Origin of the sequence: Candidatus Ruminimicrobiellum ovillum (assembly GCF_002392975.1) — a bacterium.
GTDB classification, from domain to species: Bacteria; Elusimicrobiota; Endomicrobiia; order Endomicrobiales; family Endomicrobiaceae; genus Ruminimicrobiellum; species Ruminimicrobiellum ovillum.
Map to the genome: position 1 here is coordinate 371,401 of NZ_DGIC01000009.1, position 15,999 is coordinate 387,399.

At 29.5% G+C, this 15,999-nt stretch carries 1 protein-coding gene; it reads right to left on the bottom strand.

Annotated elements, in window-relative coordinates:
• Positions 1-86 precede the first annotated feature (86 nt).
• Entirely contained in the window at positions 87-15,995 is a 15,909-nt protein-coding gene (locus B2Y85_RS04560) for an AarF/UbiB family protein (RefSeq protein ID WP_372519289.1), read from the bottom strand.
• Positions 15,996-15,999: the final 4 nt, after the last annotated feature.

A 15,999-nucleotide genomic window follows, 5' to 3' on the forward strand; every position in this document is an offset into this window, starting at 1 on the left:
TTGAAAAGGTGAACAGTTTTTAAACTTTTCACCCTTTCAGCTCTTCAACCATTCAACAAAAAATGCTTTGCATTTTTTTGTAATTTTTATGCGGCGGACAACATACTTCTAACTGCCTTCATAGACATATCGAAGTTTGCCGTTGTTTCTTTGATAATCTTCAAGTTGTCTAACAATACTACATAATTCTTAAAGTCTTCTATTGTTTTTGCGGTATCTTTTGATTTTTCTATCTTAAATTCATTCTGTTTCAATATATCCTCAATATTTATGTTAACCTTTTCAAGAACAGAATCCAAATACTCTTTGACTGTCATATCGGAATTGATAAAATCTGTTTCCAACAATTCGGTTATATCAATATCGTCCATCATTAATTGAACGGCAACGGTAAGGAATGCTTTTTGATATTTACCGCCGGCTTCTTTAGCAAATTTATCCATATCCAAATTAATTTCTTTATTTTTAAGACCTTTTATTATTTGAGCTCTTGCGGAATTCATGGCAATACCTCTTATAAAGCCTAACATTTCTTCATATCTGCCTTTACTCTTCAAATAGTTCAAATATGTTAAAGAATCCGCACTTAAATTCAATGTTTCCAAATCAATATTTTGCAGTATTTCCAACTGTTCTTCACTATTAATATCTATGGATAAAATATCTTTTAACTTTGTTACATCAGAACAAACATAATCAAATTTGCTGTTTAACGAAGCATTATATCCTTTATTGTATTTATGTTCTTTTGTATTTGTTTCTTTCAATCTGTTTTTCCTGTCCGAAAAAATTCTTGCATCATCTATAACTAACCCGATAATATTGTTTTGTCTCATCAATCTGTCAATACTGTCTTCCGTTATTTTTTCAACGGCACATTTACCGATAATCGAATTTACCATATATGAATTTACTACTATTGGAACTATTCCGTAAGTATCGAATATATTTATTCCCTCATTATTAAACTGTTGATACGTATCATTAGCAAATTTAACAGACACTTGTTTACCTACACCTTGTTTCAAAATATTTTTCTTTACGGATACCATAACATTTATTGCCTGACTTATATCCGTATATTCAGCAGAGGAAGCATCTATTATTAACCCGTCGTAATTTGTTATATCGGTTATTTCGTCAACTTTACATGAGATTATAAATTTAAAATCCTGTTCTTGTAACGATTTTATGTCATCGGCAAAATTTCTTAACTGATCGGATGTAATGATAAATGTTTTTATCCCCGTAGAAACAAATTCCTGTTTACACATTGTTGCAAGATCTTTTATTGTTCTTGAAGACAAATCGAAATTTGTATCTTTGTTAGGCATTGACACGGAATCAGTATAAGCAGTTTTTAATCTGTCCGTTATATCTTGCAATGAGCTATCGTTTATACCCGCAAAAGCTATAACATCATCAAAACTATCTTCATATCTTTCCGAAAAATACTGTTGCATTATCAGTTCTTGTATTTCTTCCGTGTTTGCGGTTATACCTTTTTTTGAATAAACGGTTATTGTGTTGTTACTTTTTTCATATTTAGCTTTTATTCCTTTTGCGACATCCAAATAAATACCGTCTCTAATATCCGTTACCGGAGAAGCAACAACTTCCATGGTAACAACGGTTGTATCTTCAATATTATTATCACTCAATATTTTATTTAACATATCCGTTTGTTCGGTTGAAGAAGTTACCAATAATCTTCTGTTACTTAAAACAGAACTTAAATCTTTTTTCCCGAATATTTGGTTTATTAACGGTTCGACAAATAAAACTTGTCCCAAACTTTTTGCAATATATGCAAAAATATTATCCGTTACACTCATTCCTTTATTTTCGGTAATAACAAAATTATTTTTTACAAAAGGAGACATTTTCATATAATCCTGAACAGTATAGTTCCTTTGTTGTAAATCGAAATTCTTTTCCGCGGCAGCATTGTTTACGGCATCTATAATTCCGCTTATTACACCGTCAAAATTGTTTTCAAGTTGTTCATATTCAACATCTTTTAATATATCGATAATAAACATAAGCACTAAATCATTTTTCGAAAGTTGGAATTTTGTTCCGTAAGCCTTTAAAATCTTTTCAAAAATTTCTTTTTCTTTTAGTTTGTTTGTCTTTGACAAAATGTTATCTTTAGAAATACCGTCTCTGCTCAAAAAGTAATTAACTTCCGGAGCACCTTTTTCTATAATTTCCATTATTTCTCTAATCAATAATGTCCACAGTTGCATTTTTTCCATTTCTTTCTTTACGGTTTCGGTTTCTTCTGTTGTTAATAAACCTTTATTTGTTGAAATTTTCAAATATGAATTCAATACTGTTTTGAACATTGAATGCTGTCTCAAAGTAGAATCATCAATTTCTTCTATTGCTTCCAATAACACATCCCAATCAACGGATTTGCCTATTAATTCATGTGTTTTAAATAAATAATCCAAAAATGCAATGGGAGCAGAATGCACTTCCTGCTCAATATTTTGTTCGCTGACTTTTTCATCAAACAAACTGTATAAAGAATGGAATTTTCTTCCCATTTTCACATAATCTATAACACCGTTTGTTTCGCTAATTACATATCTTTTTTGTCTTGCGGAATATGCATTAAACGACAGATTGGCTATTTTTCTTAAAAATATATTCGGTGTAATATAAGAAACCATTTCATCTAACGCATCGGCAGCGGCAGTATTAAAAAGTTTAGGTTTACGGAGCATAACATGTGTCAACTCGTGAACAACTATAAACAAATCCACTTCGGCAAAAAGGCCATCGTCTCTTCCCATAGTTTTTTCATCTCCGTTAATTATAATTGCTCTGTCGATAAGTCTTCTCGGAACTTGTGCTCTGTATGAATAATTTTCAAGAAGTAAATATACACCCATCATATAAGCTCTTAAATCCAGGTTGTTTTGAACCGTAAATTCATTGTTTTCTATTTGTTTCTTTAATTTTTTTGTTATTGCCGCTTTATATCTGTCGATATCAGCTCTTTCTTCCGAAGTCAAATCATAACTTAATCTATCCAAATATAATAATGCAAACAATCTGAATTTTAAATCTATTTTCGGCTGCGAAACGATATTCAACAAAATATACTTGTTTCTCTTATTTTGTAATAAATATAAATATTTCGTATTTCCTCTGAAAATAAATTGATTCTTTTGTGAAGCTATATCTTCCAATTGCTCATTAAAAGATTGTATTGCTCTTTGTCTTCCTTCTTCAAGTTCCATACTTTCTCTGGGATTTTTACCTTCACTAAAATCAGGTAATCCTTCCATATGTTCAAACTGGTTATAATCATCGGTAAGATTTATAAATTCTTCCGGAACTTGTTGTTGCGGAGCTTCACCTTCAAAACTGTATTCAACAACACTTCTTACAAGTTCCGGTAAGTCTTGCCTTAAAATTTGATTTTCGAACGGATCGGGAAATTCCGACATTGAAAAGACTTTGTTATCTTCTAATTGTTGCCCTAAAACTTCATTTTTTTGTTTAAATTCTTTTTTAAAGTCATCACTGTAAAAATCCGACATTAAAAATATCCATGAAGAATCGTAACCGAGTTTTATCAATTGTGCTCTATGTTGTTCTCCGGCTACTATAAATACAGGTTGACTGTTTTTCGGAAGATTTAAATATTCAACATATCTCGACCTGAAACCGGTCTTTAGGTTTTCATTAATATCTTTATATCTGTCGTCGGATTTCAAAGTTTCGATATAATCTTCCACTAACGGTTTTGTTCCGTTTGTATTATTTTCATTCATAAATCTTTGAGAAATATCATAAAATACACCCGCCGAGAAAACTTTTGTATTTCTCTTATTGTGTTTATCCAAGAAATCTTTAAACATTATATGCCATATCGCACTTCTGTTTTCGTTTGCCGAACAAATCATAACAGCGGAAAAGAGTTTATCATCACCTTTTACGCCGTCTATAAACTGTTGCATATTAATTTTTCTTTTTTCTTGTTCCGTCTTACTTTTTTCTATTAAGTCATTCTTTTCTATAATATCAACTAAATAATCCGCGATATCGTTTAAAATATTTTCGTTACCGTTTACCGTTCTTGTCAAAAGATTATCTTCACCTTTTTTCTGTTTACTTACTTCGATATAATGTATCAGCATACCTAATATGTGTTGTTTTAAATCTTCACCGTGTTTCGGTAAAAGATTAGAATTAAAAAGTCCGTTCTGCAATGCATATAATATATTTACAAACTCTATGGAAGATGTATTTCTCACGGAATTAACATATTTAATCGAATCAAATATTGTTGAGGCTAACAAATCGATAATTTCCAATTCTTCAGGTGTAAAAGTTTCCGACAAAAACTTTTCGGCTTTTCTTTGAGCTGCATCTCTGTTATTTTGAATACTGTCATTTATACGCTCTATCTCTTCTTTTTTATCAAATACCCGTTCAATTAAAGAATTAAACTTGATTTCATTTCCGCTTGTTTTGACTGCCGTTATTACAAAATACTCTTTTTCCCCTGCTTTAACATTTCTTTTTTCTTCAGGTGTTACTCTTATAAGTCCTTCTTTTTCATAATCTTGTATTATTTGTAAACCTCTGTGTGCTCCCGTTAATGTTGCCGCAGCAGACAAATTCAATCTGTTTGTCTTGATTTTATCATCGCTTATTGTATGTTTGGCATTAATTACGGAGAAACCGTTTTCAATAAATTTAATATATATCGGTTCGGATGTATTTGATAAATTACCATGAACAAAAGCATTTTTCATAAATTCTTTAAGAACATACGACATAGCTCTTTGGTTATCTATTTTCGGTAAAATGTCTTCCAATGATTCCTGTAAATCAAAAAATTTCCCCTGAATATCAAAATACAATGCGTACAATTGCTCATCCGTTAACGAATCCAAATCATAAGTATTTGAAAACGGATATATAACAATTAAACTGTTATTTTTAACGGCACGTTCAATTTTTTCTAAAATTTTTTCGGGAGATTCGTCAAGATAAACGGTTTCCGTAACTTCGGCATTTGCAATATTTTCCGCATCTGACTTTTGTTGAGCATCAATTGCAGGTATTTGTATTCTTTGTAAAGAAGAAACTATTTGAGAAATATCTCTGTTTTTTACAAACCTTACATCCGCTTTGGAATCTGCACTTTTTGCGGATATTTTTCTTTCCGAAACTTCTATTTTTACTCCGGTAAGGTTTTCTATATCTTCCAATGTCGTATACCGAGTTGTTGCCTTGGAAAAAGCATTTTCTCCCGCGGAACTTAAATAAACAACCATTTTTCTATCGCTAATGCCTGTTCTTATATAATCCGTCTCATCACTTTTTATTCTTGTCAATGCCAATCTTACGGAATATTGCGTACCGTCATCTTTTTTTATCAATAAAACGGTCACATAATCATTTTCGTCAAAATTTATTTCCGCTTCGATATTTTTAGATGAAATAGCTTTATTCAAAAGATATTCAAATTCTCTTGCATCGTAATAGCCATACTTGGAAATATATTTCAACAACTCCGTAAAACTATCTTGTGAGTTCAAACTCAAAAGTTTTTTATATGTATCTTCATCTAAATTTGAAATTCTTTCTTTTCCTGTTGAAGAAATATTCTTTAAAGCTTCTAACATATCCGTGAAATTTTTGTCGTTCTCATCAATAGGAATATTCAAAGCTTTGCTTCTGAAAAGAATTAGTTCTAAACCGAATTCCGAACTTAACTTTATATCAAAGCTTCTATCGGCATAAGCAACAGATTTAATAGTACCGACAGAGTTATTTTTTATAGCTAAATCAAAAAACTCTCTAATCTGTTCATCATTTTCATTATTGGTAACAAAAACAGATAATATTGTTGAACCTTCTTTTTGTTGAAACACATTTCTATAATCCCTATATAAATAAAGAAATCTCTTTAAATTTTGTTTATTATCACTTAACGTTCTAAGTTCAAATTCAATATCTCTTAATTCCAATTCGGTAAACGACGATAGAATTTCTATAAGATCTACATCGTCTTCAAGAGATAATTTTGTATCTTTAACGATATGATATAACGAACTTAGTTTATAATCATCTTTTAACAATTCCTTTGCTATCGTTGACGGCAATACCTCAAATAACAATCTTGCTTTAATAAATTCCGAATCAGCGTCTAAGAAAAACGATAAACTTTGACTTTTGTTCAAATTAGCACCCTTTGCAAACATTAAAGCTCTTTCAAAATCTTTATTTCCGCTGAAGAAATTATCATTTTTATATACCAACTTTATGTTAAATTGTCCTGCTTTGGCAAATAATATTTCTATTTTTTCATCTTCGGTTATTTCCGATATGATTTTTTCAATAGTATTTTCATCTAATGTCAACAATTTTTCTATGTTTTTTTCGGAAAAAGTTGTTATCGCAAACATTTTAAACAGAAGATTCATCTTATTATTTTGTTCCGTTATTTTTTGTTCCTTATATAATCTATCCGCTAATAATCCGCATGCTTTAAGACGTTGTTGTGTTAAATTAAAAGTATTGTTTTTTATGTATTCCAAGACAAACGGATCTAATGACAACAATAAATCAATATCTTCGGGACTCATATCCGGATAATTAGATAAAAGTTTTTCCCTAAATATATCTTCTTGTGTAATTTCGCGACTTTCTTCTTGTTTTTGTTTTTTACCGAAATGTATTTTTTTAAATACCGAAACAATATCAGTTAAAATATTATCCAGTATTATCTTAAATTGTATACCTCTGTCAAAATTTAAATTATTTAATAATGATAATTGTTCTTGTTTATCTAAATTATCAAGATAACCTGATATTTTACTTATTGCCTGTATAAACATCATAAAATCACTGTCAATATTTTCCAATGAATTAAATACTTCAAACAAATCTACAAATTTGCTTTCCAAACTTGTTTTTCTATTTAATATTTCTTCTATTTTTTTAAGAGAATTATCCTGCTCCAAATCTTCATAAAGTTTGGGATTATAAGATTTTAATGCATTTATAAATTCACTATACTTACCGGAATACAAATACATAAATATATCTTTTAATGCTTTACTTTGTTGAGCGGAAACTTTTCCGACTCCGCCCAAATCTATAAAAGATATATTTCCACTCTCATCTACAAAAATATTCCCGGTATGCAAATCGGCATGATATAAAGCTTCCCCGTTTTCTATAGGATCAACGAAAATTTCGGTAAAAAATTCTTTCAAAACTTCAAAATATATTCTGCTTCTTTGTTTTTTTGAACCTTTTATTTTATCTAAAGTTGTTCCTTTTGCTGTTGTCTGCAAGAATAAGTTTTGAGTATATACTTTTATTCCGTTTATTGTTTCTATTAATTGAGGAACTCTTATTTTACTGTTTCTTTGTTTCAGCTGTTCATTAAAAGCTTTTAAATTTCCGGATTCTTTTTCGAATTCAAGTTCTTCGTCAAATAAAGATTTCAATTTATCCGATGCGGGAAGAGTTTTTTTGTATATAGAAGGAAGCAAACTGCTGTCACCTTTAAAATATTCCAATATCTTATCGGCAATTTGAAAATCTTCGGAATAATTTTTATTTATATTAGGTCTTTTTATTTTGGCAACAACAAGCTCAGACATATCTTTTAATTTCAACAAATAAGTTATTCCTATAGAAGCAGAGCCTAATCTTTTACCGACATATTCTATATCGGAAGAAAGTCCTAATTTTTCTAAATATTGAAACAAAACCGATTTAGATAACGGTTCATTTTCATCTTTAACTTTTGCAACTTCTTCATTTATTATTACTCCGTATTTATCGTCCAATGCTTCGAAAACTCTGTTATTGGATAATATTTGTAAAAGTTTAACTACGGCGACTCCGGAACTTGTCCCCAAAGCGACAATCAATCTGCCTAACTGACGAGCTTTTTGTTCGTCGGTATCATTTTCATCACTACTCTTTATTTCGGCAAGAGCGGAAATTAAGTTATTTACAAATAAAACTTTTCTCTCATTGCTTAAATTATTAAACACTATTGAAAAAACTTCTTTAAAAACTATTGATATTGAAGACGCCTTAATTTTTGAACTGCCTAAAGAAGATAAGAAGAAATCATCAAATAAAACATTTTTCAAACCTTGTTCGAATTCTTTAGAATTTCTTTCCGCATTCGCTTTGCCGTTTTCAAGAATACCGGACTTTCCTAAAAGAATTTTTCTTATAAAGTTTTCTCTTTCGGTTTTTGTCATTAATCTAAAACTTTGCTGTAATGAATCAAAATTAATTTCTCCCTCATACTTAAAATTACTTATTTTTACCTGTTTAAGCATTTGTGGTTTGTATGAATCATTACCGCTTAACAGCCAAAAGAAAAATTTTGTTTTTTCGGAATCCGACAATGTAGGTAAAATAGTATTTATCATTTCCATACTGCTGACATTCTTATTGTTATCTTCCGAATTTAAACCGAAGAAATATAATCTTGTTTTAGATATTATTTTCATGTATTCTTCAACGGTAACATCATAACTGTCCAACAATTCCGTTATATAATCATCTTTCACCACAGAAAAATCTTCAAATAATAAATCTAACAATTCCAAATTATTTTTTGCGGAAGAAAATACCGATAAATTCGGATTTCTTTTCAATAATAAATACACCATCTTCGCATAAACATCCACCGTTTCTTGCGGTAATTCTTTTTTTATAATTGAAAATGCATTTATCAGTTCTTGTGCCTGTTGTGATGTAGGTACAAAATTTGTATCGGTAAACAATTGTTCGTTTATTTCAAAATATGTATAAACAAAATTTTCTCCATCATAGCTAAACTCAACATTTCTTTCTTCTGGGGTTAAATTAAATATTCTATGGAGTTCGAAAAGCCAAGCTTTTTCTATTTCCATATTTCTTATTCGTTGCTCCGGAACATCCGGATTTCCGATATCTCCCGCACCTTCCGAATAATAAATTTCCGGTTCTTCTCCTTTTTCTTCCGCTTCCGTGAGTTCTTTCAAATAGTCATATGCATCAAATTGTTTTTTTATATCTTCAATCATTTGTTCGAATGAAACTGCGAAATAGTCCGGGTTAAATGTTCTAAATTCCAAGAGCGGGACATAAAAAGCAATAAAACTTGTTTCTGTTTCCGATTTGGGAACCTCTCTGCTTTGTTCATCCGTATCCTTATAAAAAATCTGCATATCTACAAGATTTTTTAAATGTTCATAAGGTATCGCCGACACATTTCCCGTTATAGAAATATTGTTCTTACCTTTCGGAAGCAATGTTAAAAGTTTTTTTATTTTGATTTTTTCCGTAGCTTTCAAATTTAAAATATTATCTGCCACGAAATTAGCCAACAAAGATACACTTTGGCAATAATAATGGTTGTCCATCATAAAATTTTGGAATTCGATAAGGTCATCCAATGTTATATTTTCCAACAATTTTCTGTCTATTTTTTCTACATCCATTCCCGGATATAAACATACGCCGTCGGAATATTTTTTATCATAAATATCATATGGTTTGGAAAAATAAAATTTAACTTCCGGATTTTTTAACTTTAGAAAATACCCTAAGAAAAAGATATCAAATTTTACGGTAAAATTCTTTATCGTAAAAGCAAAATTCTTTAATTCTTCGGCATCAAAATCATGTTCGGAAACATTATACCTGTCTATCAATTCGAAATAAGAATAAATATCGGTAAGATAATAGCTGTTTTCCAAAGCATTCAAAACTTCAAACAGATGTACCAATTTTTCAAAATCAGTCTTATCGGAATTTAAGTCATCAAACAAATTCAGTGATTGATAACACACTAACGGCTTATACTTTTCTATACATTTTGAAAGTTTTAAAAGATATTCAAATTTTTCTTGTTTTGTTAACACATCGCTGTTCAAAACAACATTAATAAAACCAATAGGATCTTTTCCCATAAAAGGCAAATCTTTATTTTCTTTCAAAATTTCCAATATTATTTTAAGACTTTCGTTTTTCTGTTCTTGGCTAAAACTTTCAAATATCGCAGAAAGGTTATAGTCATTCCAATCATCATTATCCAATCTAAAAAAATCGTCATTGTATGGAATCAATTTTTCCAACAAAGAGGATATTTCACTTCTGGTTAAGTACTTATAATTCGTCAAATAGAAATAGGCATTTTCTTCCGTGTAAAAAGATATTGTTATGCCATTATTTTTTCTAAAATCAAGAAAAGCCTTTAAAGTGGCTTGAGTAGGATTCATTGTCGCCACCATATCAAAAAGAATATCCGGATATTTTATTTTTTCAAACTCAAACACATTGATACAAAAATCAAATAAATTTGTTTTTTGTTTATCTTTCAAATTTTTAATAATATCGCTGTTCTTTAAAGAAACAAACAAAAGATGATAAATAAATTCTTTTTCTTCAATGCCGCAATTTCTTATAAAATCGTTTTCGCCTTTTGTAAAAAATTTGTAATTACCGTTTAAAATATTATTGAATATGAAATCTTTTGTAGAACTATTATAAAAATCTATATCTTTACTCATATCAAATATACTCATTTGTTCAAAGAAATCGGTTTCATCAAAAATTTTCTGCAATTGGTCTCCTTTAAGAGAATAACTGTAACTTGAGCCTTTATCAAAATTTGCATCCAAATATTTTTTAAAATCTTGCCCGTATTGTTGCATAGAAGAAATATTAAGAGGTTGTTGCGGCATTGTCATAGATAAAAACACCAAAGACGGATCTTCTAAAATTTCAGATATTTCTTTTAATCTGTCTTCGGTATTGGGATGTGCATCAAAAAATGCCGCTAATGCATTTGTTCGCGAAAGAGAAATAAGTGCATTCATCATTTCTTCAACAGCTCTCGGGTTATATCCTGCCTGTTCCAATATAAAAATAGATTCTCTGTCCGCATCATATTCTTTTCTTTTGTTATCACCTTGAACAGTTCTATAACCGGTATAAACTTTATTTTCCTGAGTTGTATGCTGTAATTCATGTGCAAGTATTGCTGCTATATGATCTTTTGTAAGTTCTTTACCTTCTCTATGCATTTGTTCCGATAATTCATATAACAACTCACTGAATATGAATACATCCTTACTGTTTATTACGGTATACGCATTTGCTACGGGAGAGTAATAATAGTGAATTCCGTATTGTTGCCTTTGTGTTTCGGTAATTTTTCCTTGTGCAACCATTGCATCAAGCAAATTGCCGAATATTTCTTCTATATTTTTCTTTAATTCCGGATTTGGTTGATATTGATATTGAATATCATTTTGCAAAATAGTCTTTTGCAAATGTTGTTCATATCCGGCTGTTTCTTCCTGTGACAAATCTCTTCCTTTTTCTTCTTTTGATTCTTGTTCGGGAATTGTTATTTCTTCGGGTTTTGAGGTTTGTAAAAGGAGATCTTTTCTCCCTATTGATATTACAAATCTGTTCCAAACGGAATGTAAAATTATATTGGAAAGTACCGCTATCGGGGCAGACCCCGTAGCAATTCCTATACCGATAGTTAATGCCCTAACTCCCCATACAACAGCTATCATTCCGGCTTTTACGGAAGGGTCAAAACCATGAGCATTTATAAAAGTCGGCATAAAAAACGGAATTACTTCTATAACCGCACCCAGTATTACACCTATTCTTGTAAATTTAAAATTTTCTCCCGCATTATTTTTATATATTCTTTTTACTATTCTGAGATTTCCGATAAAATCCAAAATTTGTTTTGTAACGGGAAGCATCATTTCCGCATAAGCACTATATTTACCTTTTGCTCTAACGGAAGACATATCTTCAACTTCAAGTTCTTCTCCTATTATACCGCGAATCGTTTGTTCCAATTCTCGATTTAAATTATCTATTTCCCGATTTGTTACAAGTATTGTATTATTAGACAAATATCTCGGTGCATCGGCAACATCTTTAAAAGATAAACGACCTTTCATTTGTTGTAATTCTTCGGAAGTTTTTGATTCCAAAAATTTAAACAATGAATAAAACAAGTTTGAAGTTTTAATTTGTTTTCCATCCGCATCGAATGTTTTTGTGTAAGCATAAACCGTTTCTTTTCCGGCATCGGTAATTATTTGAGGAAATTCGGTAATTCCGTGTTCCATCAATGTGTTAATAATATTATCGGAAAATTTATAAGAATGACAACTTGAAAACATTAATGTTAAGTTTTCTAAATTGACACCGTTCTTATGTGCATTTATTAATGCTTGCGATATTCGTTCAACCGAAACAGCTGCATTGTCCGAGTAAAAAAATCTATCGTCTAAACCGTGTCCGTCAAAAATAAACACACCTTTTTCCTGTCCGTAATCGTTGAAATGTTCTATAAACTTTAAGAAACGATTTGCCTCTACAAGCGGTTCCGTAGTTTTTAATCTGCCGATATATCTGTTAAGTGTTCTTTTGGACAGCATATTATTTTTTTGTTTCGATATATAATCTAACATATCTTTTTTTAATACTATACTGCCGTCAAGATTGTTAACAAAATTCAATAAAGTCTGTTTATTTATTTCATCTTGTTCTGTTGCATTTATAAAATCCGATATCTTGTCTAAAAAAGAAATTTCTATTGTTTCAAAAACTTCAGGTTTTATTTCCAATCTTTTAAAAAGTTCTTTTATTCCCGTAGATGTAAACCTGAAACCTTTATCCAAATTATTTCTTTCACTGTTATGCAAAGAAAATACCGCGGTTTTATCCGTGAATAAATCAAGAAGAGAAATTATTTTATTTATGTTTTCATAATAAGTTAAGGTTTCTTTTATTATATTATCCGTTTTAATGCTCGATAACGAAAAAATCTTTTCTCCCGTTATTGCATACATCCTTCTTGAAACACGAATAGCCAATTGATATTGTTTTACAATATCGGTAATATTGTTTTGTTTGCAATATTCTCTAAATGTATAATTGGATAATATCGACAGGGCCAAGCCCCTATTTTCCGTTTCCAAAGTGTCTATTTGGTATTCTTGTAAGTCGTTAAACAAATTTATTATATCTTGAAGTTGGGAAATAATAATTTTAATATGTTTTTTATCGATATCGCTGAAAAGCAAATCTACTATATACCTGTTATGTTCGTTTATATACTTAAATTGTTCAAGAACCAACAAATTAATTTCTTTTTCTTTTAATTTTCCGATATACTCTTTTCCCGTATTATCGTTACTTAAATCGACAGAGCAAATTAAATTCATTATATAATTAAATTGTTCATCGTTTAAATTATATTTATTTAAAGCGAACAGTATAAAATTTAAAGATAATTGATTAATATTAATATCCGGATTATTTTCCGAATTTTTATAAAAATTATATACTAATCTTCTTTTTTCAATACTTAAATTAAAGAAATCGTATAAATTTTCTCTGCCAAGTTCGGCAATAAATCTTGATTCCCCTATAATTTCAAACAGTAATTCAAAATCTCTGTCTTCATATCCTTTCTTATTAATAACATCCAACAATGCATCAAAGAAATCTTCTTTTATGAAATCATTATAATCAATATTAATAATTGAAAAAATTTCACAAATTTTTAATTGTACAAGTTTAGGCTTTTCAAAAAAAGCCATTATTTTTTCTTTTGTTTTTAAAGCTTTTTCTTCATCACTTTTATTCTTATCTTTGTCTATCAAAGCATAAAGAACACCGCAATATTCTTTTTTTATCTCACTGTTTTTTATAGATTTCAATTCCGCAAGAATCTTATTTAACAATTCGTAATCGGCCATATTATGTTTGCCCAAATACCATATAAAATCTTCAATATCTTTAGTATATTGGCCTTCCGTAATAATTTTTCTGCTTAATTCTATAATCTCATCATCGGAAAACCAAAGTTCCAATTCATCATAATAATCATATTCGTAGTACTCCTCATCTTCACTATATTTTTCAATGCCGTTATCTATATCAAAATCTTTTCTTTCCGACGGTGCTAACCTTTCTTTGTCAGCCAAAGACACAAAAACGCCAAAAAGTTGCCCGTAAAGTTCATCATATATTTCACTTACAACCATTACTGCTTGTTTTGCAGTACCTTCATTCAATAAATCTATTACTGTTTGCAATTTTTCTTTGTCTTTAAGTAATCTTTGTAAATTTTTTATTTTTGATACAAGTTCAGGTGTTACTTTTTCTTTATGATATTCATCTACCAGATTTTTAACGATTTCATTAAGTGTTTCTTTTAGGTTACCCAAATCGTCACTTTCCAACAATTTCGCAGCAGCCAAATCCGCAATTGTTTGTGCTCTTTCGGCTTCATCCATTTTCATTATTTGTTCTATCTTTTCAGTATTTTTACTTTCTATCTTACTTAATAAAACAGCTTGCAGTTGAGGCGACAATGAAGCTATAACCGGTGCTATTGTTTGAAAAGAAATTTTACTTTGTTCTTTTGCCAATTCGTAATACGTTTCTTCAGCCAACTTTATTCCGTCGGTAACATTCGGAGTTATAACAATATAACTTACATTTTGTTGTTCCAATAATTTCGTTACCGTTTGAGAATGAAAACCTCCGGTAACAACAACATCAACTTTTTTTACTTCATCCATATTACTTATTATTTTATTTATATCATCAACAGCTTGTTTAACATCTTCTATTTTTAAAAATTGTTCGTTGTTTTCAAACATATTTCTTGTGAAATAAAGGTTTCTATCCATATTTATTTCATAAAATTTGTCTATTTGAGAAATATACTCATCCAACAAACTCAATACTCTGTTATCTACATATTTGTTATATATTTTTCTGTATTGTTCTATATTTTCTTTATAGTACTTATAATCTTCCAACGTTATTTTGGTGGTTACATAATCTCTTAAATATCTGCCGAAATGAACCAAAAATACTACATCTTTTTGGGCAGGTGTTTGAGAAAATCTTGTATTTATTTCTTGTGATAAAAATTCATCTTCTTTTACTAATTCCACAGGATTAATTTTTTTGCTTAATTCTATGTATTTAAAATATTTATCCAACTCCGTAAATTTTAAAGAGATATCCAAGTTATAAACTTTATCCAACTGAATTATATAAGAATATAATTTTTCAACTTCTTGAAAGTTTGATGTATTTTCCAACAATGATTTATAAGCATTGTATGGTAATTGTTGTTTTAATACGGCAATTAAACTTTGTAATTCTTTTGTTATTTGCTTATAGTTCAAATCTTTTTGTGAATTTAACAGAGTTACATATATAAGAGTGTTTTCATATTTTGTTAAATCAATTCCCAACTTATCTATATGTTTCGATAACAATGTATAATATTTTTGAGAATTTATTTTGCCGTCTTTATATTCTTTAAACAAATGTTCTATTTTATACTGTCTTTTCGAATAATATTTTTTCTTTAATTCGTTTACGGATTCATCCAGCGCTTTTAATATTAAATCTATTTTTTCCTGATTATTTAAAATACTGCCTAATCTTACTATATTATCCAAATAAGGTTCTTTTTCTTCCAACCCTTTAATTATTTCCGTTTTTCCGCTCAATGCACTATAATATTCGGCTCCGGTCAATCTTCCGGTATCCATCATTTTTTCCAATAAGGATTTATCTTTACTTATTTTATCAACAATCCATTGTGTACTTACATCTCCGTAAGCACCTTCCAAATATATATTGTTTATTCCATACTTTTTATCGAAAGTTTCTATAATATTAGCTATATTTTTTTGAACTTTAGGATGGCAGTGCAAATCTTGTATATTGATTATTACTCTGTCTGTTCCGGCGAAATGTGATTTCGTTATTTTACCGTAACTATACGGCAAAATAAATTCTTTAAAAATTTGGTTATATTGTTTTGCGGTTTGTTCATTATTTATGGCACTTGCCGCAGTCGGTCCCACAACAAAAGAAATAAGCAAACTTGTTGCCGTTAAAACCGCTATTGATTTTTTAATTTTGTTAAAAATTTTTTCCATTTTT

What these genes read in the sequence shown, in the direction of transcription:
- B2Y85_RS04560 (WP_372519289.1), bottom strand. Translation starts at nt 15,995, where the DNA reads ATGGAAAAAATTTTTAACAAAATTAAAAAATCAATAGCGGTTTTAACG.